Origin of the sequence: Streptomyces sp. NBC_01723 (assembly GCF_036246005.1) — a bacterium.
Classification (GTDB): Bacteria; Actinomycetota; Actinomycetes; order Streptomycetales; family Streptomycetaceae; genus Streptomyces.
The window spans coordinates 7,615,472-7,639,694 of the sequence record NZ_CP109171.1 but is presented as its reverse complement, the minus strand read 5'-3'; the positions used below and the strand labels follow the sequence as shown (position 1 = coordinate 7,639,694).

General features: G+C 73.9%; 25 protein-coding genes, 1 tRNA gene and 1 riboswitch. Of the genes, 8 read left to right on the top strand and 18 right to left on the bottom strand.

Features of this window, described 5'->3' with window-relative positions:
• Positions 1–10 precede the first annotated feature (10 nt).
• Positions 11–1,198: a thiolase family protein gene (locus OIE75_RS35775; protein WP_329473411.1), complete on the bottom strand. Its 1,188-nt coding sequence runs from the start codon at positions 1,196–1,198 to the stop codon at positions 11–13.
• 159 nt (positions 1,199–1,357) lie between these two features.
• Between OIE75_RS35775 and OIE75_RS35770 the strand changes: the two genes are divergently transcribed.
• The 7 genes from OIE75_RS35770 to OIE75_RS35740 all read left to right on the top strand — a co-directional run bounded on the left by OIE75_RS35770 (position 1,358) and on the right by OIE75_RS35740 (position 7,507).
• Positions 1,358–2,167: an alpha/beta hydrolase gene (locus tag OIE75_RS35770; protein WP_329474129.1), complete on the top strand. Its 810-nt coding sequence runs from the start codon at positions 1,358–1,360 to the stop codon at positions 2,165–2,167.
• A gap of 78 nt (positions 2,168–2,245) precedes the next feature.
• Positions 2,246–2,578 carry a DUF3140 domain-containing protein gene (locus tag OIE75_RS35765; protein WP_122616441.1) on the top strand — a complete coding sequence of 111 codons (333 nt, stop codon included), beginning with the start codon at positions 2,246–2,248 and terminating at the stop codon, positions 2,576–2,578.
• Positions 2,579–2,586: 8 nt separating this feature from the next.
• Complete coding sequence (locus tag OIE75_RS35760; protein WP_329473410.1) at positions 2,587–3,237, top strand: endonuclease; 651 nt, start codon at positions 2,587–2,589, stop codon at positions 3,235–3,237.
• A gap of 112 nt (positions 3,238–3,349) precedes the next feature.
• On the top strand, positions 3,350–4,207 hold the full coding sequence (locus OIE75_RS35755; protein ID WP_329473409.1) for a hypothetical protein: 858 nt from the start codon (positions 3,350–3,352) through the stop codon (positions 4,205–4,207).
• A 144-nt stretch (positions 4,208–4,351) separates the two neighbouring features.
• Entirely contained in the window at positions 4,352–5,752 is a 1,401-nt protein-coding gene (locus OIE75_RS35750) for a glutamine synthetase family protein (protein ID WP_329473408.1), read from the top strand.
• A gap of 1 nt (position 5,753) precedes the next feature.
• Positions 5,754–6,899, top strand: coding sequence for an amidohydrolase family protein (locus OIE75_RS35745; RefSeq protein ID WP_329473407.1), 1,146 nt, complete (start codon positions 5,754–5,756; stop codon positions 6,897–6,899).
• 80 nt (positions 6,900–6,979) lie between these two features.
• Positions 6,980–7,507, top strand: coding sequence for an NUDIX hydrolase family protein (locus OIE75_RS35740; protein WP_181849552.1), 528 nt, complete (start codon positions 6,980–6,982; stop codon positions 7,505–7,507).
• Between the two features lie 87 nt (positions 7,508–7,594).
• Here the strand turns inward: OIE75_RS35740 and OIE75_RS35735 are convergent.
• The 15 genes from OIE75_RS35735 to OIE75_RS35665 form a co-directional block, all read right to left on the bottom strand.
• Positions 7,595–7,668, bottom strand: a tRNA-Pro gene (locus tag OIE75_RS35735).
• A gap of 102 nt (positions 7,669–7,770) precedes the next feature.
• Positions 7,771–9,087, bottom strand: a complete 1,317-nt coding sequence (locus OIE75_RS35730) for an MFS transporter (protein ID WP_329473406.1) — start codon at positions 9,085–9,087, stop codon at positions 7,771–7,773.
• A gap of 117 nt (positions 9,088–9,204) precedes the next feature.
• Complete coding sequence (locus OIE75_RS35725; protein WP_329473405.1) at positions 9,205–9,564, bottom strand: MmcQ/YjbR family DNA-binding protein; 360 nt, start codon at positions 9,562–9,564, stop codon at positions 9,205–9,207.
• A 30-nt stretch (positions 9,565–9,594) separates the two neighbouring features.
• Positions 9,595–10,128, bottom strand: coding sequence for a GNAT family N-acetyltransferase (locus OIE75_RS35720; protein WP_329473404.1), 534 nt, complete (start codon positions 10,126–10,128; stop codon positions 9,595–9,597).
• Positions 10,125–10,703, bottom strand: coding sequence for a helix-turn-helix domain-containing protein (locus OIE75_RS35715; protein ID WP_329473403.1), 579 nt, complete (start codon positions 10,701–10,703; stop codon positions 10,125–10,127). Before OIE75_RS35715 ends, OIE75_RS35720 begins: the two co-directional genes overlap by 4 nt.
• A gap of 46 nt (positions 10,704–10,749) precedes the next feature.
• On the bottom strand, positions 10,750–11,652 hold the full coding sequence (locus OIE75_RS35710) for a LysR family transcriptional regulator (protein WP_307016400.1): 903 nt from the start codon (positions 11,650–11,652) through the stop codon (positions 10,750–10,752).
• 28 nt (positions 11,653–11,680) lie between these two features.
• Positions 11,681–12,874 carry a glycine C-acetyltransferase gene (locus OIE75_RS35705; protein ID WP_329473402.1) on the bottom strand — a complete coding sequence of 398 codons (1,194 nt, stop codon included), beginning with the start codon at positions 12,872–12,874 and terminating at the stop codon, positions 11,681–11,683.
• A 36-nt stretch (positions 12,875–12,910) separates the two neighbouring features.
• Complete coding sequence (gene tdh / locus OIE75_RS35700; RefSeq protein WP_307016397.1) at positions 12,911–13,939, bottom strand: L-threonine 3-dehydrogenase; 1,029 nt, start codon at positions 13,937–13,939, stop codon at positions 12,911–12,913.
• 177 nt (positions 13,940–14,116) lie between these two features.
• The gene (locus OIE75_RS35695; protein ID WP_122616452.1) at positions 14,117–14,692 is read right to left on the bottom strand and encodes a GAF domain-containing protein; all 576 of its coding nucleotides are present in this window, start codon (positions 14,690–14,692) and stop codon (positions 14,117–14,119) included.
• A complete protein-coding gene (locus OIE75_RS35690) occupies positions 14,689–15,318 on the bottom strand; it encodes a GTP-binding protein (protein WP_161332606.1) in 630 nt (209 codons plus the stop codon). The genes OIE75_RS35695 and OIE75_RS35690 overlap by 4 nt, the downstream gene beginning before the upstream one ends.
• Positions 15,296–15,670, bottom strand: coding sequence for a DUF742 domain-containing protein (locus tag OIE75_RS35685; RefSeq protein ID WP_161332607.1), 375 nt, complete (start codon positions 15,668–15,670; stop codon positions 15,296–15,298). The genes OIE75_RS35690 and OIE75_RS35685 overlap by 23 nt, the downstream gene beginning before the upstream one ends.
• A 2-nt stretch (positions 15,671–15,672) precedes the next feature.
• Complete coding sequence (locus tag OIE75_RS35680) at positions 15,673–16,107, bottom strand: roadblock/LC7 domain-containing protein (protein WP_307016396.1); 435 nt, start codon at positions 16,105–16,107, stop codon at positions 15,673–15,675.
• 41 nt (positions 16,108–16,148) lie between these two features.
• Positions 16,149–18,029 (bottom strand): sensor histidine kinase, encoded by a 1,881-nt coding sequence (locus tag OIE75_RS35675; protein WP_329473401.1) that lies wholly within the window; start codon positions 18,027–18,029, stop codon positions 16,149–16,151.
• A 356-nt stretch (positions 18,030–18,385) separates the two neighbouring features.
• Positions 18,386–19,897, bottom strand: coding sequence for a SpoIIE family protein phosphatase (locus tag OIE75_RS35670; protein ID WP_329473400.1), 1,512 nt, complete (start codon positions 19,895–19,897; stop codon positions 18,386–18,388).
• 184 nt (positions 19,898–20,081) lie between these two features.
• Positions 20,082–21,275: an MBL fold metallo-hydrolase gene (locus OIE75_RS35665; protein ID WP_307016393.1), complete on the bottom strand. Its 1,194-nt coding sequence runs from the start codon at positions 21,273–21,275 to the stop codon at positions 20,082–20,084.
• 90 nt (positions 21,276–21,365) lie between these two features.
• On the opposite strand from OIE75_RS35665, the gene OIE75_RS35660 reads away from it, so the two are divergent.
• Positions 21,366–21,986 carry a TetR/AcrR family transcriptional regulator gene (locus tag OIE75_RS35660; RefSeq protein WP_329473399.1) on the top strand — a complete coding sequence of 207 codons (621 nt, stop codon included), beginning with the start codon at positions 21,366–21,368 and terminating at the stop codon, positions 21,984–21,986.
• A gap of 68 nt (positions 21,987–22,054) precedes the next feature.
• Here the strand turns inward: OIE75_RS35660 and OIE75_RS35655 are convergent, their stop codons facing one another.
• Both OIE75_RS35655 and OIE75_RS35650 read right to left on the bottom strand, forming a co-directional pair.
• Positions 22,055–22,840 carry an SGNH/GDSL hydrolase family protein gene (locus tag OIE75_RS35655; RefSeq protein WP_125494709.1) on the bottom strand — a complete coding sequence of 262 codons (786 nt, stop codon included), beginning with the start codon at positions 22,838–22,840 and terminating at the stop codon, positions 22,055–22,057.
• A gap of 205 nt (positions 22,841–23,045) precedes the next feature.
• On the bottom strand, positions 23,046–23,966 hold the full coding sequence (locus OIE75_RS35650) for a M23 family metallopeptidase (RefSeq protein WP_329473398.1): 921 nt from the start codon (positions 23,964–23,966) through the stop codon (positions 23,046–23,048).
• A 2-nt stretch (positions 23,967–23,968) separates the two neighbouring features.
• A riboswitch (cyclic di-AMP (ydaO/yuaA leader) is annotated at positions 23,969–24,128 on the bottom strand.
• Between the last annotated feature and the right edge of the window lie 95 nt (positions 24,129–24,223).

Below are 24,223 nucleotides of genomic sequence, written 5' to 3'. Positions count from 1 at the left end.
CAGACAGCCCCTAGTGCCGTTCGACGAGCACCGCGCTGCCCTGCCCCACGCCGACGCACATGGTGGCCAGCCCGCGGGCCGCTCCCGTGCGGCGCATGCGGTGGAGCAGGGTGGTGAGGATGCGGGCGCCGGAGCAGCCGAGCGGGTGGCCCAGCGCGATGGCGCCGCCGGTGGGGTTGACCAGGCCGGGGTCGATGCCGAGCTGGTCGACGCAGGCGAGGGCCTGGGCGGCGAACGCCTCGTTGAACTCGGCCTCGGCGAGGTCGTCGACGCTCCAGCCGGCCCGGGCGAGGACCTTGCGGGTGGCGGGCACCGGGCCGATGCCCATGACGTCCGGGTGGACGCCGGCCGAGCCGCCGGCGACGTAGCGTCCCAGCGACTCCATGCCCAGGTCGTTCAGGGCCTCCTCGCTGACCAGGAGGAGTCCGGCGGCGCCGTCGTTCATCGGGGAGGCGTTGCCCGCGGTGACCGTGCCGCCGGGGCGGAAGACGGGCTTGAGGCGGCCCAGCTTCTCCAGCGAGGTGTCCTCGCGGACGCATTCGTCGGCGTCGACGACCACGCCGTCGGGACGCTCGACGGAGAGGATCTCGTCGTCGAAGTACCCGTTCTTGCGGGCCTCGGCGGCGAGCTGGTGGCTGCGCAGGGCGAACTCGTCCTGGCGCTCGCGCGAGATGCCGTACCGCCCGGCGACCTCCTCGGCGGTCTCGCCCATCGCCAGCAGTCCGTGCAGGTCCTTCATCGCCGGGTTGACCAGGCGCCAGCCGAGGCGGGTGTCGACGGTCTCGATGCGGTGCGGCAGCGCCTCGTCCGGGCGGGGCAGCACGAAGGGGGCGCGGCTCATCGACTCGGAGCCGCCCGCGAGCACGACGTCCGCCTCGCCCGCGGCGACGGTGCGGGCGGCGGTGGTGACGGCCTCCAGGCCGGAGGCGCACAGCCGGTTGACGGTGGCGCCGGGGACGGACTCGGGCAGGCCCGCGAGGAGGGCGGCCATCCGGGCGACGTTGCGGTTGTCCTCGCCGGCCTGGTTGGCGGCGCCCCAGTACACGTCGTCGACGCGGGCGGGGTCGAGCGCGGGCACGTCGGCGACCAGGCCCCGGATCACGGCGGCGGCGAGGTCGTCGGGCCGCACGGAGGACAGGGCGCCGCGCAGCTTGCCGATCGGGGTGCGGCGGGCGGCCGCGAAGTGGACGGGACGCACGAGGGGACTCCTGACCGTCGTCGCCCGGTCGCCGGACGGCACGCCGCCGGACGAGGGGCACACGACATTAATTAGCACTGCTAGTTTTGGACTATAGACCGCCGGACCGCTCCCTGGGAAGATCCTCCGATGACCTTCACCGACACAGCCGGAGGAGCCATGGCCGAGGCCCGCGCACACGACCTGCCCGGAACACGGGGACGGATCACCGCCCGCGAGTGGCCCGCCGACCGGCCCAGGTACGTGGCGCTGCTGGTGCACGGCTACGGCGAGCACGTCGGGCGCTACGAGGAGGTGGCCGGTGTCCTGGCCGGACACGGCGCTGCGGTCTGGGGTCTCGACCACACCGGACACGGCCGGTCCGACGGCGAGCGGGTGCTGGTCGAGGACTTCGAGGACGTGGTCACCGACGTGCACTCCGTGGCCGCACGGGCCCGCGCCGCCCACCCGGACCTCCCGTTCGTCGTGATCGGCCACTCCATGGGCGGCCTGATCGCCTCCCGCTACGCCCAGCGCCACCCCGGCGGGCTGACCGCGCTGGTGCTGTCCGGGCCGGTCATCGGCGACTGGGAGCTGCCGCGCCGGCTGCTCGCCCTGCCGGAGATCCCCGACATCCCGATCAGCCCGGCCTCGCTCTCCCGGGACCCGGCGGTCGGCGCTGCGTACGCGGCGGACCCGCTGGTCTGGCACGGCCCGATGAAGCGGCCGACCCTGGAGGCCTTCGTACGGGCCCTGGGGAAGGTGGCCGAGGACGGCGACGTCGGCCCGCTGCCCCTGCTGTGGGTGCACGGGGACGACGACCGCCTGGTGCCGCTGCCGGGCAGCCGCCCGGGCGTCGAAGCGCTGAGCGGCGGCGACCTGACCGAGCGGATCTATCCGGGCGCCCGGCACGAGCTGTTCAACGAGACCAACCGCGCCGAGGTCTTCGCCGACGTCACCCGCTTCCTGGACGGCGTGCTCGCCCGCTGACCGGGCGGCGCGTTTGCCGCTGCACCCCTCGGGCACCCGCGCCTACGCACGTACGCACGACGAACTGAGGGGCACCTCATGGCCGACGCCCTGGAACTCGACGCACTGTGGGCGGACTTCCACCGCGTGGTGAACATGACCTCCGCGGAACTCGCGGACTGGCTCCGGATACGCGACTCCGGTGAGCTGACCGAGCCGCTGCCGGACGACGCGGGACCGCCGCTCGGCCGGCACGTCCTGTCGATCCTCCAGAAGCGGCGCACCGACCTCACGGAGGACGACCTGGGCGCGATGCGCGAGGTCGTGGACACCGTGACGGAGCAGGCGGACCTGGAGAACGAGCCCCGGTCCGACGACACCGCGCTCCGGCACCGCCTGATGACGGTCGGCCACGACCCGCTGAAGCCCTAGGGGGTTGCGTGAGCCCCGGCCAACGCCAGATCGTGCGCGCGCTCGTCGACGCGCACGGGCGGACGTACGCCGAGGAGGCGGGCATCCGGCTCAAGGACACCCCGCAGCCGCTGTACCGACTGCTGGTCCTGTCCCACCTGCTGAGCGCCCGCATCCGCGGCTCGATCGCGGTGGCCACCGCGCGCGCCCTGTACGACGCGGGGCTGCGGAACCCGCGGCGCATGGCCGACGCCGACTGGCAGGAGCGGGTGGACGCCCTCGGCCGGGGCGGCTACCGGCGCTACGACGAGCGCACCGCCTCCCAGCTCGGCGAGGCCGCCGAACTGCTGACCGAGCGGTGGGGCGGCGACCTGCGCCGGCTCCGCGAGGAGGCGGACGGCGACCTCTCCGAAGTACGGCGGCTGCTCCGGGAGTTTCCCGGAGTGGGTCCGACCGGGGCGGACATCTTCCTGCGCGAGGCCCAGCTCGTCTGGCCGGAGGCGGGCCCCACCCTGGACCGCAAGGCCCTCCAGGGCGCGGAACGCCTCGGCCTGCCGTCCGACCCGGACCGGCTCCTCGGCCTCGCCGGGACGACGGAGCCGGCCGTCCTCGCGGCCGCGCTGGTGCGCGCGGCGGTGGACAAGGACGTCGCCGAGGACACCCTGGAACGCGCGGGCTGAGCCCGGCCGCCCGGCCCGGCGTCACGTCACCCGAACAGCCCCGTGCGCTGGTGGGCCCGCGGCCGCGGTGATGCGCTGAGGACACCGTTCCCGTCCCAGGAGGCATCCCGCGATGAGCCGTCGACCGTCCCGCCCCGCCCGCCTCGTGGTCTCCGCCCTGACGGCGGGCGCGCTGCTGACGGCCGCGGCCTGCTCGGACGAGGCCGGCGGGTCGGGCGCGGCCTCGGACACCGCCGCGGAACGGGCGCGGCCGGCCTCCCCCGCCGCCGAGCGGACCCGCGCGGCACAGCCCACCGGATCCCCCAAGACCCCCGCCCCCACCCTCACCGAGTCCGGCGCGAAGGCCGCGCTGCTCACGGAGGGCGACCTGGAGGGCGACTGGAACCAGGTCCAGGACGCGGACAAGTGGCGCGACCAGATGCTCGTCGGCGCGGTCGACGTGTCCGACTTCCTCACCGCCAGGACGGACGCCTCGGACTGCCAGGAACTCCTCGACGGGCTCTACGGCGAGAAGCTGCTGGGCGAGCCGTCGGGACCGTCGGCGGTCACCGGCTTCGAGCAGGGCGACTCCCGCCTCCTGGACCAGGTGGCCGGCTACGACCGCGGCGGACTGGACGACCGCCTGGAGTGGATGGGCTCCCTGCCCCAGAAGTGCGACCAGTTCACCGCGACCGACTCCGAGGGCGAGAAGCGCACGGTCCAGGTGACCGAGGCGTCGGTGCCCGAGGTGGGCGACGCCCGTGAGGGCCTGCGCGTGACCGTGCAGGGCTCCACCGGCGGCGGTCCGGCCACGCTCAGCCTGGACGTGGCCGTCGTACGCGTCGGCACCTCCGCCCTGACCGTGACCGGCGGCGGCCTCGACGGCGACCAGGCCGACGCCGTCGAGCAGGGGGTGCGGCAGGGCACCGACCGCCTGAAGACCGTCCTGGACGGCGGGACGCCCTCCCCGCAGCCCACCCCCATGACCTGACCCCGACTCCCGCGCCCCGCCCCGCGTCCGCCGACACGGTGCGGGGCGGCGCCGTGTGCACGGATCCGGCGAAACCCGGACAGCGTGATCACCGGACGGCACAATGGTGGCGTCGGACGGCGCACGCGCGAAGGAGCCCGAGACGTGAGCGAGAGCGACCCCGTGCCCGGCGGGCGCCCGGGCGAGACCGAGCGGGCCACCGCGCTGAGCGGTGAGCTGTCCGGCCAGGGGGTGCACGGTGTGGTGCTGGCGTACGTCGACACGGCGGGGATCGCCCGGGTGAAGACCGTGCCCACCGCGCGGCTCGCCTCGGCCGCCGCGTGGGGCGTGGGCATGTCCCCGGTGTTCGACACGTTCCTGGCGGACGACTCGATCGTCGCCACGGACGTCCTCGGCTCCCCGGACGGCGACCTGCGCCTCCACCCCGATCTGGACCGGCTGACCGTGCTGGCGGCGCAGCCCGGCTGGGCATGGGCGCCGGTCGACCGGATCACGCAGGAGGGCGGGCCGCACCCGGCGTGCGCGCGCACCGTCCTGCGCCGGACCGTCGCGCACGCCGCCGAGCGGTACGGCGTCCGGTTCAAGGCCGCGATCGAGATCGAGTGGTCGGTGGGCCGGGGCGACGCGGACGACGACGCCTTCGTCCCGGCCGTGTCGGGACCGGCGTACGGCGCCACCCGCCAGATCGGGCTCAGCGACTGCGCCGCCGACCTGCTGGCGGCTCTCGCGGCCCAGGGCGTGGACGTGGAGCAGCTGCATCCCGAGTACGCGGCGGGGCAGTTCGAGGTCTCGGTGGGTGCCCTCGACCCGGTGGCGGCGGCCGACCGCAGCGTGCTGGTCCGGCAGACGATCCGGGCCGTGGCCCAGCGGCACGGGCTGCGGGTCTCCTTCGCCCCGGCGGTCCTCGGGCGGGGCGTCGGCAACGGCGGGCACATCCACCTCTCCGCCTGGCGGGACGGGACCAACCTGCACGCCGGCTCCACCGGCCGGTACGGCATGACCGCCGAGGCCGAGTCCTTCGTCGCCGGGGTGCTGGGCCACCTGCCGGCACTCACCGCGATGACCGCGCCGAGCCCGGCCAGCCATCTGCGGCTCCGCCCCTCGCAGTGGGCGGGCGTCTTCACCTCCTGGGGCCGGGAGACCCGGGAGGCGGCCCTGCGGGTCGTCACCGGGAGCGCCGGGGAGCAGGGCCGGGCGGCGAACCTGGAGGTGAAGCCGGTCGACCTGGCCGCCAACCCGTATCTCGCGCTCGCCTCGGTGATCGCCGCCGGACTGGACGGACTCGCGTCGTCCGCGCCGCTGCCCGAGGAGATCACCGGCGACCCGGCCCGGCTGGACCCCGCCGACGCGGCGGCCCGAGGGGTGCGCCGGCTGCCGGTCTCCCTCGCCGAGTCGGTGGCGGCGTTCCGCGCGGACGACGTACTGCGGACCGCGCTGGGGCCGGTCCTGGCCGACGCGGTGACCGCCGTACGGCAGGGGGAGATCGATGCGGTCGACGGGCTCGACGACGACCGGGTGGCGGCGGCCTACCGCTGGAAGTACTGACATGGCCGGCGGCCCCGTCCACGAGAGCCTCGCCGCGCTGGAGCTGGTGGACCACCACTGCCACGGCGCCGTCACCGGCGACCTGGACCGCGAGAGCTTCGAGTCCCTCCTCACCGAGGGCGAGCGATGGCCCGGCGTGTCCCCCTTCGACAGCCCCGTCGGCCTCGCCGTGCGCCGTCACTGCTCTCCCCTGCTGGACCTGCCGCGCCACGCGCCCGCGGACGTGTACCTGGCCCGGCGGTCCGAACTGGGCGCGGCCGAGGTGAACCGGCGGTTCCTGCGGGCCGCGGGCACGGGCGTGTTCTGCGTGGACACGGGCTACGCCCCGCACCGGGTGACCGGGCCGGCCGAGCTGGCGCGCGCGGCGGACGCAACGGCGTACGAAGTGGTGCGACTCGAGCAGGTCGCGGAGGCGGTGGCGGCGGGCGGTGTCGAGCCGGACGCGTACGCGGAGGCGTTCCGCACGGCCGCGTGGGAGGCGGTGCGGCGGCCGGGCGTGGTGGGTGTCAAGTCGGTGGCGGCCTACCGGACGGGTTTCGGCCTGGACCCGGCCCGTCCCTCGGCCGAGGAGGTCACGGGGGCGGCCCGGCGGTGGCTCGCGCGCGGCGGCCGACTCGACGACCCGGTGCTCGTCCGGCACCTGCTGTGGACCGCGGTGGACCTGGGGCTGCCGCTGCAACTGCACACCGGGTTCGGCGACGGCGACATCCGCATGCACCGCGTGGACCCGACCCTGCTGACCGACTGGCTGCACCTGACCGCCGGCACGATCCCCGTCCTGCTGCTGCACTGCTGGCCCTACCAGCGCCAGGCGGCGTACCTCTCGGCGGTCTTCGAGCGCGTGTACCTGGACGTGGGCCTCACCCTGCACCACGTCGGCCCCGCGCGGGCGGGCGCGATCCTCGCGGAAGCGACGGAGATCACCCCGTTCCGGAAGCTCCTGTACAGCTCCGACGCCTATGGTGTGGCCGAGTTCCATCACCTCGGGGCGGTCGCGTTCCGGCGGGGACTGGCGGGGCTGCTCCAGGAGCGGCTGGACGCCGACGAGCTGGCCCTTCCGGACGCGCTGCGCCTCGCGCGCTGGGCGGGCCGGGACAACGCCCGCCGGGTCTACCGGCTGCCCGGGGGCCCGATGGACGACGGCTGAGCGGCGTGGGACCGGTCACAGTCCCGCAGCGCCGCCCGGGAAGCAGGAACGGCTGAAAGTATGATCAAGCGATGTCTGACATGACCGAAACCACGCCGGGCTGGCTGACGACCGACGAGCTGGAGATGGCACGTGCCCGCATGCCGATCCTGTACGTCGAGGCGGTGCCCGTCCGCGTCGACGACAGCGGCGAAGTCACCAGCGTCGGCCTGCTCCTGCGCATCGGCCCGGACGGGACGGTCAGCCGGACGCTGGTCTCCGGCCGGGTGCTCCACCACGAGCGGGTCCGGGACGCCCTCCTGCGCCACCTGGAGAAGGACCTGGGCCCGGTGGCGCTGCCCCGGGTGCCGTCCTCGCTCCAGCCGTTCACTGTGGCCGAGTACTTCCCGACGCACGGTGTGACGCCGTACCACGACCCCCGGCAGCACGCGGTCTCCCTGGCCTACGTGGTGCCGGTCACCGGTGACTGCCGGCCCCGGCAGGACGCGCTGGACCTGGTCTGGTTCGACCCGCGCGAAGCCCTGTCGGAGGCGGTGCGCGGCGAGATGCCGGGCGGGCACGGGGTGCTGCTGAAGCAGGCGCTGGCGCATGTGGGCTGCGTGGACTGAGGCGCGGGTGGCGGCGTGCGGCCGCCACCTCGCCCGCACGCGAAGAAGGCCTTCGCGGACTGCTGTCCGCGAAGGCCCTTCGCCGTGTCGGGACGACAGGATTTGAACCTGCGACCCCTTGACCCCCAGTCAAGTGCGCTACCAAGCTGCGCCACGTCCCGTTGCCCGTCTGACCTGGGGTTTCCCCCGGCCGAACGCGCAGGAAAACCATACCGCACTCGGGCCCGTGGTCGCGCATCGCTTTTCGGGGGCGGGTACCGCGGTCAGCACTTCTCGGCCCGGGACGGCCGAGCCTTCCGCGCCGCCCGTCCCGGGCCGGCCGTGGCCGCGTCGACCCGCACCAGGCCGCGCACCGCCGGTATCAGGAGCAGGGCCGCGCAGACGGCGAAGCTGGTCGCGCCGGAGACGAGCAGCACGTGGTCGGCGCCCAGGGCCGAGGCGGCGGGCCCGGCGAGGGCCTGGCCGACGGGCATCATCGCCAGCGAGCCCGCGACGTCGTAGGCGTGGATGCGGTTGAGGACGTCGGGCGGCACCTGGGTCTGCACGCTGGTCGCCCACATCACCCCCCAGAAGGACATCCCGGCCCCGGCGACGGCGGCCCCCGCGGCCATCGCGGGGACGTCGAGCCCGGCGCCGACGCTCGCCGGGAAGGCGGCGAAGCCGACGAGGGCGATCGCCCCGGCGCGGAGCATGCGGCGGGGCCGCAGCCGCAGCGCGACGAGGCCGCCGACGACGGTGCCGGCGCCCAGGGCGGAGTTGACCAGGCCGTAGGCGCGTGCGCCGTGCTCCTGGACCACCTCGGTGGCCACGAGGGGGACCGTCGGGCCCCAGACGGCGATCATGTAGACGCACCAGACGGCGATGACGCCCCACAGCCACCGGCGGGAGCGGAATTCGTGCCAGCCCTCGACGAGGTCGGCGCGGAAGGCCTTCGTCCGCGGACCGGTCGCGGTCCGGCCGCCCGGGGCGAGCGGGGGCAGCCGGAGCAGCAGCAGGCACCCGGCACTGACCGCGTACGTGGTGGCGTGGGCGGCGAAGACCCCGCCGGGTGAGGCGAAGCCGACCAGGAGGCCGGCCACGGCGGGACCGGCGAGCTGGGCGGCGGACTCGGCGACGCGTATCGCGCCGTTCGCGCCCTGGATGTCGGCGGCCAGGCGGGGCACGGTGCTGGCGACGCCGGGCTGGAAGACGGCGCTCGCGACACCGTTGACGAACCCGATGGCGCAGATCTGCCAGAGCACGACGTGTCCGGAGAAGAAGAGGACGGCGGCCAGCGCCTGGGTGCCGAGCCGCACCAGGTCCGCGCCGATCATCAGCCTGCGGGTGCTGAAGCGGTCCGCGAGGACTCCGCCGAAGACGACCAGTCCGGCGAAGGCGGCGGCGGTCGAGGCCATGGCGAGGCCGACCGCGCCCGCCCCGTACCCGTGCTGCAGCAGACCGGCGGCGAGCGCGACGGGCAGCATGGTGTCGCCCAGCCGGGCGATGGCCCGCGCGGCGAAGAACAGCGCGAAGTCGCGCGACCAGACGGCTCGCGCCGCCGTCGCCTCCTCGTGCGTGGACTGCGAGGCCGTCCCGGCCATCCCGCGCTCCCCTCCCCGGCCGCGCCGTACGCCCGACAGCCGGAGCCCCCCTCCGGCCCCGGCTGCCACGCGGTCCCCGGATCATGCCACGGGGCACCGACAACGCCCGAGGGATTTCTAGTCCCCGGCCGGCAGCCCCAGTCGTGGATGGGCCTCCAGGAGGCGGGGCGGGGCTGCCTGGCGCCAGGAGTCGGCGAGGATGTCGCGCAGTTCGTCCTCGCTCTCCAGGGCCGCGAGCCGGGCCCGGACCCAGGCGAACTGCGCCTCGTGCCCCGCGATCCAGAACTTCCCGGGCTCGGCCAGCACCAGTTCGTCGCGCTCCTCCTTGGGGCAGCGCACCGCGATGGAGGTCTCGTCCTCGGGCAGCGTGGCGAACATCTTCCCCGCGACCCGGAACGTGGGCATGCTCCAGGCGGTCTTCTCCGTGGTGTCCGGCAGGGACAGGGCGACACGGCGTACGTCTTCGGCGTCCGGCATGTCAGGCACGCTATCCGCCGCCACTGACAATCACCCGGCGGCGGCGGGGACGCCGACCTGCTTGTAGTAGAGCGTCGTCGGCCGCAACTCGCCGCCCGGGTCCGCCGCGTAGCCGGGGATGGTGCCGGCCCGGGTCCACCCGGCGGAGCGGTAGAGGTGTTCGGCGGGGCTGCCGGTCTCGGTGTCCAGGTGGAGCAGGGTGAGGCCGGCCGCGGCGGCCGACTCCTCGGCGGCCGTCAGCAGCCTCCGTCCCACGCCCCGGCCGCGGACCGCCCGGGACACCATGAGCTTCACCAGCTCGGCGCGGTGGCGGCTGTTGGGCTTGTCGGGCAGGGCGAGGCTCACGGTCCCGCACACCCGCTCCCCCTCGTGCGCCACCCAGACGGCCAGCTCCCCGGCGGCCACCGCGCGGACCCTGGTCCGCCACCATGCGAGCGCCGGGCCGCGTTCCAGCGGCGCGAGGAAGCCGACCGACGCGCCGCCGTCCACGACGTCGGTCAGCAGGTCCGCCAACTCCTCCAGCAGCACGGCCAGTCGGCGCTCGTCGACACGGCTGACGATCACGGCAGCACCACCGCCAGCACGTAGCGCGTCTCCTCCGGGCCCGCGCAGCGGAACCTGGTCGGCCCCCACACCCGCATCCGCAGGCAGTCCCCGGTGCCGAGGTGGTGCGCGACGTCCTGGGTGGTCACCTCCAGGTCGCCGCCCAGCACCCAGACGTGCTGCTCCAGGCCGGGGACGGGCGGCCGGTCGTAGGCGATGTCGGCGCCGGGGGCGAGCCGTCCCTCGACCAGTTCGCCGCGCAGTCCGGCGTGCGGCGGGGACACCGAGCGGCGCACGAAGCCCGCGGTCCTGTCCTCCCAGCGGGGCTGCTCGTCCGCCCGGACCAGCAGCGCGGGCTCCGCCTCGACCTCGCCGAGCAGCCGCGACATGGTCCGGCCGTAGACCGCGCACAGGCGGTTCAGCTGGGCGGCGGTGGGGCTGGTCTCCGCGCGCTCGGCCCGGGACAGCGTGGACCGGCTCACTCCGCTGCGCTCCGCCAGCTCCCCCAGCGACCAGCCGTGCTCGGCCCGCAGTTCGGCGAGGCGGGCGGCGAGCCGGGCGTCCACGAGGTCGGCAGCCCCGTCGTCGTCTCTCATATCAGGGAGGCTATCCCTCATGTGAGACGAGCGCGTTACGGAAGCCTCACGCCCGGGCCACCTCGTCGAGCGCGTCGAGGACCGGCCGGATCAGCGGGTGCTCCTCGGCCCCCCGACGCACGGCCGCGAAGACCCGGCGGGTGGGCGCGACCCCGTCGACCGGGCGGACGACCACGCCGGTGAGGTCGGTGCCGTGCAGCGCCGAGCGCGGGACCAGCGCGACACCCGCGTCGGCCGCGGCGAGCGAGACCACCGCGCGGAAGTCGTCCGAGGAGTGCTCCATGCGGGGCTGGAACCCGGCGCTCTCGCAGGCCAGCACGACGACGTCGTGGCACGGGTTGCCCGGGTAGGGGCCGATCCACGGGTCCTTGGCCAGCTCCGCGAGCGGGACCTCGTCGGCGCCCGCGAGGCGGTGGGACACCGGGACGACCGCGTCGAAGGGCTCGGCGTACAGCGGGACGTGGGTCAGCCGCGGGTCGTCGGCGGGCGGCGCCCCGCGGTACTCGACGGCGACGGCCACGTCGACCTGCCGGTCCAGGACCATCGGCAGGCTGGCGTCGCCCTCGGCGTCCTGGACGCGGATGCGGATGCCGGGCGCGGTCTCGGCGAGGCGGGCCAGCGCGGGCGCGACCACCAGGGCGATGCCGGTCGCGAAGGAGGCGACGGTGACGGTGCCGGCGGCGCCCGAGCCGTAGGCGGCGAGTTCGGCCTCGGCCCGCTCCAGCTGGGCGAGGACGGCGTTGGTGTGGTTCAGCAGGATCTCGCCCGCCGGGGTCAGCCGGACGCCCTTGGCGCCGCGCTCGACCAGGCGGTGGCCGGTCTCCTGCTCCAGGGCGGCCAGCTGCTGGGAGACCGCGGAAGGGGTGAGGTACAGCGCGGCGGCAGCCGCCGTCACGGTGCGGTGGTCCGCCACCGCTCGGAGGATGTGCAGCCGCCGCGCTTCGATCACGGGATCGATTCTCTCAGGTCACCGGCGTTCAGGCGGCGAGCTGCTCCCGCGCCGCGACGAAGGCGTCCACCGCGCGGTTCACGTCGGCCGTGGAGTGCGCGGCGGAGAGCTGTACGCGGATGCGGGCCTGCCCCTGCGGCACGACCGGGTACGAGAAGCCGATGACGTAGACGCCGCGCTCCAGCAGCAGCTCGGCCATGCGGCCCGCCTCGGAGGCGTCGCCGATCATCACCGGGGCGATGGCGTGGTCACCGGGGAGGATGTCGAAGCCCTCCTCGGTCATCCGGCTCCGGAAGAGGGCGGTGTTCTCGGCGAGCCGGACGCGCAGGTCGTCGGCCGACTCCAGCAGGTCGAGGACCTTCAGGGAGGCGGCGGCGATCACCGGGGCCAGGGTGTTGGAGAAGAGGTAGGGCCGGGACCGCTGGCGCAGCAGGGCGACGATCTCGGCGCGGGCGGCGACGTAGCCGCCGGAGGCGCCGCCGAGGGCCTTGCCGAGGGTGCCGGTGATGATGTCGACGCGGTCCATGACGCCGTGCAGCTCGGGGGTGCCGCGGCCGCCGGGGCCGACGAAGCCCACGGCGTGCGAGTCGTCGACCATGACCATGGCGTCGTAGCGGTCGGCGAGGTCGCAGATCTCTCCGAGGGGGGCGACGTAGCCGTCCATCGAGAAGACGCCGTCGGTGACGATCAGCTTGCGCCGGGCGTCGTCGGCCGCCTTGAGCTGGGCCTCCAGGTCGGCCATGTCGCGGTTGGCGTAACGCAGGCGCTTCGCCTTGCTGAGGCGGATGCCGTCGATGATCGAGGCGTGGTTGAGGGCGTCGGAGATCACCGCGTCCTCGGGGCCGAGGAGGGTCTCGAAGACGCCGCCGTTGGCGTCGAAGCAGGAGGAGTAGAGGATCGTGTCCTCCTGGCCGAGGAACGCGGAGAGCCGGCCCTCCAGTTCCTTGTGCACCTCCTGGGTGCCGCAGATGAAGCGGACGGAGGCCATGCCGTAGCCCCAGCGGTCCAGCGCCTCGTGGGCGGCGGCGACGACCTCGGGGTGGTCGGCGAGGCCGAGGTAGTTGTTGGCGCAGAAGTTGAGGACCTCGCCGGGGCGGCCGCCCGCCGTGACGTTCACCGTCGCCGACTGGGGGGTGCCGATCACGCGCTCGGGCTTGTGCAGACCGGCGGCGCGGATCTCGTCGAGGGTGGCGCGCAGGTCGTCGCGCACGGAGTCGAACATCTGAGAAGCTCCTAAGCTCCTGGGAAAGCGGGTGACTTACGCGGTCCAGTCGAGGATGACCTTGCCGCCCCGGCCGCTCGCGGCGTCGGCGAACGCGGCCTCGAAGTCGCGGTGGGAGTACCGGCCGGTGATCACCGGGGCGAGGTCGAGGCCGCCTTCGAGCAGCACCGACATGGCGTACCAGGTCTCGAACATCTCGCGGCCGTAGATGCCCTTGACGGTGATCATCGAGGTGACGATCCGCGCCCAGTCGACGGGGAACTCCTCGGCGGGCAGGCCGAGCATGGCGATCCGGCCGCCGTGCGTCATGTTGGCGATCATGTCGCGCATGGCCTCGGGGCGGCCGGACATCTCCAGACCGATGTCGAAGCCCTCGCGCAGGCCGAGTTCGCGCTGCCCGTCGGCGATGGTGGCCTGCGACACGTCCAGCGCGAGACTCACCCCGACCTTGAGCGCCAGGTCCAGGCGTTCCTGGCTGACGTCGGTGATCACGACGTTGCGTGCCCCGGCGTGCCGGGCGACGGCGGCGGCCATCAGGCCGATCGGTCCGGCGCCGGTGATCAGCACGTCCTCGCCGACCAGGGGGAAGGACAGCGCGGTGTGCACGGCGTTGCCGAACGGGTCGAAGATCGCGGCGACGTCGAGGTCGACGGGGACGCGGTGCACCCAGACGTTGGCGGCGGGCAGGGCGACGTACTCGGCGAACGCCCCGTCGCGGCCGACGCCGAGCCCGACGGTGGCGCGGCACAGGTGGCGGCGGCCGGCCAGGCAGTTGCGGCACTTGCCGCACACCAGGTGCCCCTCGCCGCTGACCCGGTCGCCGGCCTTGATCTCGGTGACGTCCCGGCCGGTCTCGACGACCTCGCCGACGAACTCGTGCCCGACGACGAGCGGTGTGCGGATGGCCTGCTGCGCCCAGCCGTCCCAGGCCCGGATGTGCAGGTCGGTGCCGCAGATGCCGGTGCGCAGCACCTTGATGAGGACGTCACCGGGTCCCACGACGGGCTCGGGCACGTCCGCGAGCCACAGACCGGGCTCCGCCTTCTCCTTGACCAGCGCCTTCAACGCTACGGCTCCTGACGGGTGAGACCCCGGGACCGCGCACGCCGAAGCGGCCCGCGTCCGGGGAGGGGAGGGGAATCGCACTGCAATCTGCCGTACGACACCGCCCCGGGTCCATCGAGCCTTTCTTAAGCCCGGCCGCAGCTTTCCTTCACGCCGCCCGCCCGCCGTCCCGCGGTCTCACAGCGGGAGTCCGTCCTGCGCGCTGCGCTCGATGCGGCGTACGAGGTCGGCGGCCGTCGACTTGATCGTCGCCAGGCCCGCGGTGCCCCAGGTCCGGGGCCGTACGTCGGCGGCCGAGACCGTGCCCAGGACGGTGCCCGTGCTGTCGATGAGCGGGGCGCCGAGGTAGGAGCGGATGCCGAACTCGTCGACGACCGGGTTGCCGGCGAAGCGCGGGTAGTCGCGTACGTCCTCCAGGACGAGGGCCTTGCGCCGGACCACCACGTGCGGGCAGAAGCCGTGGTCGCGGGGCTGGACGCGGCCGAACTCCGGACTGGTCCCGTCCCCCCGGGTCACCGGCGGGATGTCGGGGACCCGCAGGCCCGCGAAGAACTGTCCGTCCTCGACCAGGAAGTTGACCATCCCGTACGGGGCCTCGGCAAGGCCGGCGAGGTGCGCGGCGAAGGTGTCGAGTGCGGGGTCGGGGCGTTCCACCAGACCGAGCAGGCGCAGCCGTCGTACCCGGGCGGGGGCCTCCCGGTCCTCGGGGGTGAGCAGCAGGCGTCCGGCCGGGCGCGGCGGGTCGTAGGTCATGGGCGGGCTCCGGCGCCGTACCCCGTGGTGGGGGCCGGCGTGTGGGCGATGAGATGGCGTACGAGGGTGAGCAGGGTCTGCACACCGGAGCTGGAGATCCGGGCGTCGCAGCGGACGATGGGGATCTCGGGGTGCAGGTCCATGGCGGCGCGCACCTCCTCGGGGTCGTAGCGGTGGGAGCCGTCGAACTCGTTGATCGCGACGACGAAGCCGAGGCCGCGTTCCTCGAAGAAGTCGACGGCGGCGAAGGACTCCTCCAGCCGGCGGGTGTCGGCGATGATCACGGCCCCGAGCGCGCCCTCGCACAGCTCGTCCCACATGAACCAGAAGCGTTCCTGGCCGGGCGTGCCGAACAGGTACAGGACGTGCGCGGGGTCGAGGGTGATGCGGCCGAAGTCCATGGCCACGGTCGTTTCGAGTTTGTTCTCGATTCCGTCGAGGTTGTCGGTCGCGGCGCTGACCGTGGTGAGCAGTTCCTCCGTGCTCAGCGGCGCGATCTCGCTGACGGCGCCGACGAAGGTCGTCTTGCCGACGCCGAATCCGCCCGCCACGAGGATCTTCAGGGCGGTGGGGAACGGGTCGGCGCCTTCGCCGTGGACGTGGTCAGAGCTGTCGTCGTAGTCCATCGAGCACTGCCTCCAGAAGGGCCCGGTCCGTGGGGTTGTGGTGGAACGCGGCGGGGGGTTTGGTGGTCAGCGCGCCGCAGTCGACGAGGTCCGAGAGCAGCACCTTGGTGACCGCCACCGGAAGCCGCAGGTGCGCGGCGAGTTCGGCGACGGGGAGCGGCGCCCGGCACAGGTCGAGTACCTGCGTGTGCTCGGGTCCGAGGTAGCCCAGGGGGGTCGTCCCCGTGGCCATGACCTGGGACATCAGGTCGAGCGCGACGGTGGGCCGGGTACGGCCGTTGCTGACGGTGAAGGGACGCACCAGCCGTCCGGCGGCGTCGTCGAGCCAGGGCCCGTCGCCGGCCGCGGCCACCCTCAAGGCCTCATCGCCGGTGGTTCGACGGCGTGCTGCCGGGGCGCGGTGACCAGGTAGGGGCGGACGCTCTTGACCAGCATGGCCATCTCGTAGCCGAGCACGGCGGCGTCGGCCTCCCGGCCGGCCAGGACGGCGAGGCAGGTGCCGGATCCGGCGGTGGTGACGAAGAGCAGCGTCGAGTCGAGTTCGACGACGACCTGCCGCACCTCCCCGCCGTCGCCGAAGCGGACGCCGGCGCTGCGGCCGAGGGAGTACAGGCCGGAGGCCAGGGCCGCCATGTGGTCGGCGCTGTCGGCGTCGAGACCGTGGACGGACTTCACCAGGCCGTCGCAGGACAGGAGCACCGCGCTGCTCGTGTGCGGAACGCGCTGCACGAGGCCGCTCATCAGCCAGTCGAGGTCGGACACTTGGCCGGTCGGCGCATCGCTCGCCATGGTGGATCGACTCCTTGGGGTACGAAGATCTGTGGGGGCGTTCATCCGGACTGGTCCCGGGGGGTCGGCTCCAGGTGCGGTGCGGCCGGGTGGGGTGGCGCGGTGGGGGCGGGCGCCGGGTGGACGGCGTCCGTGCGGACCGGCTCCAGGGAGGTCGGCTCCCGGTGCTGCTGGGTCTCGGCGAGACCGATGCCCCGCTGGAAGGCCGCCATCAGGCCGGGGTCGTGACCGGTGTACGGCTCGGGTTCCTGGCGCGGTGCCGGGCCGCCGCGCAGTTGGGGTGCGAGGTGCTCCTGGGCGCGGCGGCGGGGCAGTTGGGGTTTGCCCATGGTGCCGCGCACCGCGCTGTGGCGCGGGACGGGCGGGGTGGCCGCGTGTTCGGCGATGACCCTGCGCTCGTCGGGGCGTACGCCGGGGACGGCGGCGGCCGGGGTGGGCCGGTTCTGCCGCGTACCGCGCACGGGCAGCGGCAGGGGTTCGCCTTCGGCGGCGGTGCGGCCCCGGGCGGGGCGGGGCACCGCGGGCGCGGTCGTGGAGGGTGCGACGGCGGCCTGTACGGCGGTCGTTGGCCCGGCGGCGGGGGCGGCGGGGGCGGCGGGGACCGCCGCAACCGTCGGTGCCATGGGCGGTGGCTGCTGCCGGGGCGGCGGTACGGGGACCGGTTCGGCGGCGGCCGCCTCCGCCGGCCGGGCCGTGCCGCCGGGGAGCCGGCCGGGTTCCGTGCCCAGCAGGGCCTGCGGTACGACCAGTACGGCCTGGACACCGCCGTAGATGTTGGTCTGGAGCCGGACGGTGATGCCGTGCCGCTTGGCGAGCTGGGAGACGACGAACAGGCCGATGCGGCCGTCCGCCAGCAGGTGGGCGACGTTGACCTGGTCGGGGTCGGCGAGCAGGGCGTTCATCCGGCTCTGCTCGGCGGTGGGCATCCCGAGTCCGCGGTCCTCGACCTCGACGGCGAGGCCCGAGGTGACGAGGCTGGCCCGCATCAGCACCTGGGTCTGCGGGGCGGAGAACAGGGTGGCGTTCTCGACGAGTTCGGCCAGCAGGTGGATGACGTCGGCGACGGCGTGGCCGCGCAGGGTCCCGTCGATCGGCGGCACCAGGCGGACCCGGGAGTACTGCTCGACCTCGGCGATGGCCGAGCGGAGCACCTCGGTCATGTCCACCGGGTTGCTCCACTGACGGCGGGAGACGGCGCCGCCGAGCACGGCGAGGTTCTCCGCGTGGCGGCGGATGCGGGTGGCGAGGTGGTCGACGTGGAAGAGGCCCTTGAGGAGGTCGGGGTCCTCGATCTCGTTCTCCAGCTCGTCCAGGATGGAGATCTCGCGGTGCACCAGCGACTGGAGGCGCCGGGCGAGGTTGACGAAGACCTCCAGCTTCTGTTCGCTGCCCGCCTGGCTGGAGAGCTGGGCGGCCCGGACGACGGCGGTGACGGCGCCGTCGTGGGCGCGGGAGAGGTCGGCGGCGAGCAGTTCGAAGTCGTCGGCGTCGGCGGGCGGCCCGCCCCGCGGTTTGCGCCGGGGCGGCGGCTCGCCGCGGCGCAGCGCCTCGACCACGGCACGCAGGTCGCCCTCCTGGCGTGCGGTGCCTCGGCGCAGCGCGCCGACGCGTTCGTGCACGGAACGGGCGGCGCGGTCGGCGGCGACGGCGGCGATGACGACGGCCGCGGCGGTCACCGAGACGGCGCCGGCGAGGACGGCCCACAGGACGGGGCCGGGCCGGATGCCGGTGGAGCGGACGGTGAACAGGACGACCGCGCAGCCGCTGAGGGCGACCGCGACCGGCGGCAGCACGGCGAGACGCAGGAGTTGCGGCCGTATGTGGGTCTCGGGCAGCGCGGGGGCGGTGCGGGGGGCCGGCCGGCCGTGCCGCCCGCCCTCGCGGCGGTCTGCTCGCGCGGCCGGGGCGCGGAGGTGAGACATCGGGGTCCTCGTACTGGTCCGTCGGTCTGGGTGCTCGCGCGTGGTGACGGAGGTGCCACGCGGGCAGGCGTCGTCGCTGCGTCGACTGAACGGACCGGGGGATCCGGCTCTACGTCGCCCGACGGACACTGACAGTAGTCGCCTGCCCCTCATGTGCGGTGGGCAGTTGCCAAAGTCCCCCGGGCAACGTCCTGCTCTGGTATGAGCCCTCGTACGACAGCCCGATAAGCCGGTGAAGCACCCGTTCCGGAACGGTCGAGGACCGGTCGGACTCGATCAGAATCGGTCACTGTCGGTAGCCGGACTTCCGCATCCCCGACTCCGACCCCGGCAGCCGGGGGTGCCCCAGCCGGGGATCACCCCGTCGTTCCCGTCCCGGACCGCGCGGCCTGGGCGATGAGCAGGGCGACGTCGTCGTGGTCTCCGCTGTGGCGCAGGCTGTTCAGGAGGAGGTCGCAGGTGGCGTCCAGCGAGCGGCCGGGGAGGACGGCGAGGACGTCCTGGAGGGCTTCCAGGCGGGCGTCGATGGGCTGGTCGCGGGTCTCGACGAGGCCGTCGGTGTAGAGGACGAGCTGGTCGCCCGGCCGGAAGGGGATCGAGGTGGTGGCGAAGGGGATGCCGCAGCCGCCCAAGGGGGCGCCGGTGGGCAGGTCGAGCAGTTCGTGGACGCCGTCCGCGTGGCAGTGGACCGGTGGCAGGTGGCCGGCCAGGGAGATGTGGCACTGCGCGGTGTGCGGGTCGAAGACGGCGTAGACGCAGGTCGCGAGGGTGCCGAGACCGTCCGTGATGTGGTCGAGGTGGTTCAGGACCTGGGCGGGGGGCAGATCGAGATCGGCCAGGGTTCTGGTGGCGGTGCGCAGCTGCCCCATCGATGCTGCGGCCCCGACACCGCTGCCCATGACGTCGCCGACGACGAGAGCGGTCTTGTCGCTGCTCAAGGGGATGACGTCGAACCAGTCGCCGCCGATCTCGATGGTGGCCTGGGCGGGACGGTAGCGGTAGGCGACGTCGAGGCCCGGCCGTTGTGGAGGAGGGTGGGGCAGGAGGCTGCGTTGGAGCGTGAGGGCGGTGCGGCGCTGTTCCTCCACGGCGCGGTACCGGTCGGTGACGTCGACGCTGGAGGTGGCCACGCCCAGCACTTTCCCGTTGGGGGACTCGAGCCGGTAGAAGGAGACCGACCAGGCGTGGTCGTTGTCCGGGTCGGCCGCGGTGCGGCCGACGGTGTACTGGTCCAGGACCGGGGTCCCGGTGGCCAGTACGTCGCGCATGGCCGCCTCGAAGGACTCGTCGAGGAAGGGCAGCACCTCGTGGACGTGGCGTCCGAGGTGCTCGGCGGCCGGCACGCCGTTCATCCGCTCCTCCGCGGGATTCACGGAGATGTACCGCAGATCGGTGTCCAGCATGCCCAGCCCGATCGGCGACTGGGACACCAGCTGTGCGGACAGCGACAGGTCCCGCTCCATCTGCCGCACCGTCGCCTGGTCCGCGGCCAGCCCCAGGGCCCAGTAGTCGCGCTGGTCGTCCTGCAACCGCATGTTGCGGAACTCCACCGGGCGCACGCTGCCGTCCTTGTGGCGGACGGGAAAGACCCCTGCCCAGCTCTCGCCGTCCTCCATGACCTGGGCAAACAGCGCCAGGACGGTGTCCAGCTGCTCCTCGTCGATCAGGAGGTCGGCCGCGTACCGGCCCAGGGCCTCCTCGGCGCTGTAGCCGAAGAGGATCTCGGCCTGCGGGCTCCACAGGTCGACCCTGCCTTCGGCGTTGAGCAGGATCGCGGCGACGTTGAGTACGTCCAGCAGACCCCCCGGCCTCGACGCCGCCACACCCGGCGTCCCAGGGTCCTCCCGGAACGGTTCGGTCGTACCCATGCCCAGAACTCCTCCCGGCCAGTGACCGGACGGTCGGGTGGCGGCCACCGGAGCGCACGCCGGTGTCAGTGGCCCCGCCACTCCATCGTCCTCCCTCCGCCACCGGCTCGCCTGCTCCGGCTGCGAAGCGGGACGATGTCCCTCTGCCGGCATTACGTCGGCAGGGACGAGGCACCGGAAGATGTCACCGCTCACCGGCGAGGTCGAGATCACCGATGCTCGTCCCGGGCGCACCCTCGGCACTCCGCGGACGCCGCCACGCGTGCGCGATCGGCTCCGACACCGCCCGCCACCACGCCTCCACCGGCACCTCCCCCGCCGGCTCGAACGGCTCCCCCGGCCGCGGGAACGCCACCGCCTGGCCGGCCTCCTCGGCCGCGTCCTTCGTCCACTCCCCCGGCTCCGCCCACGCATGCGGCGCGAGGTTGAACGTCCCCCAGTGGATCGGCAGCAGCACCCCGGCCGGAGCGCCTCCCTGGAGGTCGAGGTGGGCCCGCAGCCCCTCGGCGGGCGTCATGTGGATGTCCGGCCAGAACCGGGAGTACGCGCCGAGCTGGATCATCGTGGCGTCGAAGGGGCCGTGCGCGGCGCCGATGTCCCGGAAGCCGTCGAAGTAACCCGTGTCCCCGCTGTGGTGGACGCGGTGCTCCTCCCCGGCGACGACCCACGACGCCCAGAGGGTGTGCTGGGTGTTGCGCAGCCCCCGCCCGCAGAAGTGGCGGGCCGGCGTAGCGGTCAGGGTGAGGCCGGCGACGCGCGTCGACTCGTGCCAGTCCAGCTCCCGCAGCCGGTCGGCGGGCACGCCCCAGTGTTCGAGGTGGGCGCCGACCCCGAGCGGCACGGCGAACAGGGTGTCCGTGCCGGCCAGCGCCTTGATCGTGGGCATGTCCAGGTGGTCGTAGTGGTCGTGGGAGATCACGACGACGTCGACCGGGCCGAGGGCGGCCAGGGGGACGGGGGCGGGGTGCAGCCGCTTGGGCCCGGCGAAGGGGAACGGGGAGCATCGCTCGCCCCACACGGGGTCGAAGAGCACCCGTCGGCCGTCGATCTCGGCGAGCACGCTGGAGTGCCCCATCCAGGTCAGTCGGAGTCCGGTGGCGGGCGGCCGGGCGAGGTCGGCGAGGGTCGTGGCGTGCACCGGGATCGGGCCCCGGGGGGCGCGGCGGAGCCGGGACTCCCGGTCGAAGTAGATCTTGGCGAACTCTCGGGCCGATCCGGAGGGCCGGGTCCGGGCGGTGCCGCCGGGGTTCTGGAAGACGCCGTCACGGAAGTGCGGCGATCTGCGGATGCGCGCCATGCGCTCACCGGTCGGGTCCGCGCCGAAGGCCGCGGGCCGGGGCGTACGGAGCCCGGAGCTCGGGGAACGGAATCCGGCCACGGTAACCTCCAGGTGGAGTAGGTCAGGCTCTCATTATGGTCGTCTCGTGTGACACCGACTGATCTTGTCCGGAGCTTGGGGGGACGGGGCGTGGTGAGAGTCCGGTTGAGTGTGGCCGAGCGGCGCGAGGAGCTGCTGCGCGCGGCCGTCGAGCAGATATCGGCGCGGGGTGTCGCGGCGCTGCGGATCGCCGACGTGGCGTCCGCGCTCGGGGTGAGCAACGCGTTGGTGCTCTACCACTTCTCCACGAAGGAGAAGCTGGTCGCCGCCGCCTTCGCCCGTGCCGCCGAGGACGATCTGGCTCATCTGCACGGACTGCTCGGCCGCCGGACGTCGGCGCTGCGCCGCTTGCGGGCCGCCGTGCGGTGGTACGCCCCGACGGGGCAGGCCAAGGGCTGGCGGCTGTGGATCGAGGGCTGGGCGGCGGCGCTGCGCGAGCCCGCGCTGCGGGACGTCACGCGGGATCTGGACCGCCGGTGGAAGGCCGCGATCGCCGAGGTCATCGCCGAGGGGGTGGCCGCCGGGGAGTTCCCCTGCCCGGACCCCGAGGGCGCGGCCCTGCGGCTGACAGCGCTCCTCGACGGGCTGGCCGTGCAACTGACGTCGTACACGGGCACGGTGTCGCGGGCCCGGGCGCGGGAGTGGACGGACGAGGCGCTCGCCCGGGAACTGGGTCTGCCTCGGGAGGCGTTGGGCGCCCCCCGCCGCTGACCCGCCGCCGGCCTCGCCGTACCCCGTCCGCAGCCGGCCTCCGCAACCGGCCCGCCCGCACGGCGCCCTCACGCCACCGAGGCGATCCGCGTCTTGATGTCGTCCGGCGACAGCGCCCCCTTGGCGGTCACGTGGTCGCCCGAGGACTGGCCGCGCAGCCGGCGTCCGATCCACGGCACCAGGTACTCGCGTGCCCAGTGCACGTCGTCCCGGCGGACGTCCAGCGCACCGCGGTAGGGCAGCGGCGGCCAGGGCTGGTCCGGGTCGGCGGGCACGGGCAGGCCGAGGGCCTGTCCGGCGCGCAGCGCCACCCGCGTGTGCCCCTCCGGGGACAGGTGCAGGCGGTCGGCGTCCCACGCCCTGCGGTCCTGGACGCTGCGGAGCGACCAGAGGTCGAGCACCGGGCAGCCGTACCGGTCGGCGATGGCGCGGACGTGTCCGTTGTACGTGGCGATCTTGCCGCGCAGATGCCTGAGCACGGGCACGCCGCGGGTGTCGAACCCGGTCGTCACGAGGACGGTGCCGGCCGCTTCGGCCAGCGCGGCCACCGCCCGCTCGAACCGCTCGGCCACCTCGTCGGGGTCGGTGCCGGGCCGGAGGATGTCGTTGCCGCCAGCCGCGAACGAGACGAGGTCCGGCGCGAGTTCGGCGACTCGGGGGACCTGTTCGGCCGCGATCTGGTCGAGCAGCCTGCCGCGCACGGCGAGGTTCGCGTAGGTGAAGTCGCCCTCGGGGCGCCGGTCCGCGAGCAGTACGGCGAATCGGTCGGCCCAGCCGACGAACGCCCCGTCGGGGCCGCGGTCGCCGACGCCCTCGGTGAAGCTGTCCCCCAGCGCCACGTACGACCCGATCACTGCTCTGCTGTCATTCTTCGAATCGTCTGCCACATCGGGTCATGATTCACCTTGGAATGTGACCTACGCGACCGTAGGCAGGGGTTGACGGTCGGTGAGAAAGGCCACGCCTAAAGGCTTGGTCAATTGCGGAATACACCGAAGGCCGGACCCGGGGATCGGGGTCCGGCCTTCGGTGGCGTGGGGGCCGCGCCCTGGCCGTGCGTCAGAGAGAGACGCCGTGCGAACGCAGGAACGCGACCGGGTCGATGTCCGACCCGTAGTCCGGCGTGGTGCGGATCTCGAAGTGCAGGTGCGGACCGGTCACGTTGCCGGTGGCACCCGAGAGGCCGACCTGCTGGCCCGCCGTCACCGACTGGCCGGCGGAGACGGAGAGGGAGGAGAGGTGGGCGTACTGGGCGTAGTGGCCGTCGGCGAGCTGGATGACGACCTGGTTGCCGTACGCACCGCCGGGGCCGGCGGAGACGACGGTGCCCGCACCGACGGCCTTGAGCGGGGTGCCGGTCGGGACGACGAAGTCGGTGCCGGTGTGGTAGCCGCTGGACCACATGCTGCCGGACTGGTGGTACGGGGTACCGACGGTGCCGCCCGCGACGGGGGAGGTGTAGCCGCTGCTGGTGCCGGCGTCCGAGGTGGAGGCCTTCTCGGCGTCCGTGGACTTCTCGGCCGGCTTGGCGGCGGGCTTCTCCGCCTCCGCCGGCTTCTCGGCGGCGGGCTTCTCGGCGGCCGGCTTCTCCGACTGGGCGGCCTTGGCGCCGACCGAGAGCTTCAGGCCGGGGTGGATCAGCGACGGGTCCGAACCGATGGCCTCGCGGTTGTCCTCGTACAGCTTCTTCCAGCCGCCGTCGACGTTCTGCTCATCGGCGATCCGCGAGAGGTAGTCGCCGCTCTTGACGGTGTAGGTCCGCGCGTCCGAGTTCTTCTCGGTGCCACTCGCGGCGGCCTTCTGCGCCGTCGTCGCGACGGACTGCACGGACTGCTCGGAAACGGAGTGCGCGGGGGCGGCGTTGGCGCCGGCGGCCCCTATCAGGGGGAGCGCGAGCACGGCGCCACCGGTTCCGGCGACGGCGATGGTGCGGGTCAGGCGCATGGCCCTGGTACGGCGGTGCTTACCCTTCGCGGGCATGGCGAATTCCTCTCCGGCGCCTGCGAGGTGAGCTGTCGGGTTCGGGCTGGAGATGCCCGGCCGCGCCGAAACGCGGCTTCACCCCAAGCCGTTCCGGGAACCGGAACAGGCATTCGTACCTGTGGGTCCCCCGCTCCTGCCGGGTACGGGTGGTGGATGAGAGTGGGCTCCGGTCGGCGGCAGGATTAGGCGTCCGTCCGGATCGGTGGTGAACGTAAGGGACCAAGACGCACCCGGACAAGCGAAGAGTTCCACCG

Bases quoted from the DNA above. Each gene is read 5' to 3' on its own strand.
- OIE75_RS35770 (WP_329474129.1), top strand. From the start codon at position 1,358: ATGGCCGAGGCCCGCGCACACGACCTGCCCGGAACACGGGGACGGATC.
- OIE75_RS35765 (WP_122616441.1), top strand. From the start codon at position 2,246: ATGGCCGACGCCCTGGAACTCGACGCACTGTGGGCGGACTTCCACCGC.
- OIE75_RS35755 (WP_329473409.1), top strand. From the start codon at position 3,350: ATGAGCCGTCGACCGTCCCGCCCCGCCCGCCTCGTGGTCTCCGCCCTG.
- OIE75_RS35745 (WP_329473407.1), top strand. From the start codon at position 5,754: ATGGCCGGCGGCCCCGTCCACGAGAGCCTCGCCGCGCTGGAGCTGGTG.
- OIE75_RS35740 (WP_181849552.1), top strand. From the start codon at position 6,980: ATGACCGAAACCACGCCGGGCTGGCTGACGACCGACGAGCTGGAGATG.
- OIE75_RS35730 (WP_329473406.1), bottom strand. From the start codon at position 9,087: ATGGCCGGGACGGCCTCGCAGTCCACGCACGAGGAGGCGACGGCGGCG.
- OIE75_RS35725 (WP_329473405.1), bottom strand. From the start codon at position 9,564: ATGCCGGACGCCGAAGACGTACGCCGTGTCGCCCTGTCCCTGCCGGAC.
- OIE75_RS35715 (WP_329473403.1), bottom strand. From the start codon at position 10,703: ATGAGAGACGACGACGGGGCTGCCGACCTCGTGGACGCCCGGCTCGCC.
- OIE75_RS35705 (WP_329473402.1), bottom strand. From the start codon at position 12,874: ATGTTCGACTCCGTGCGCGACGACCTGCGCGCCACCCTCGACGAGATC.
- OIE75_RS35695 (WP_122616452.1), bottom strand. From the start codon at position 14,692: ATGACCTACGACCCGCCGCGCCCGGCCGGACGCCTGCTGCTCACCCCC.
- OIE75_RS35690 (WP_161332606.1), bottom strand. From the start codon at position 15,318: ATGGACTACGACGACAGCTCTGACCACGTCCACGGCGAAGGCGCCGAC.
- OIE75_RS35680 (WP_307016396.1), bottom strand. From the start codon at position 16,107: ATGGCGAGCGATGCGCCGACCGGCCAAGTGTCCGACCTCGACTGGCTG.
- OIE75_RS35675 (WP_329473401.1), bottom strand. From the start codon at position 18,029: ATGTCTCACCTCCGCGCCCCGGCCGCGCGAGCAGACCGCCGCGAGGGC.
- OIE75_RS35670 (WP_329473400.1), bottom strand. From the start codon at position 19,897: ATGGGTACGACCGAACCGTTCCGGGAGGACCCTGGGACGCCGGGTGTG.
- OIE75_RS35650 (WP_329473398.1), bottom strand. From the start codon at position 23,966: ATGCCCGCGAAGGGTAAGCACCGCCGTACCAGGGCCATGCGCCTGACC.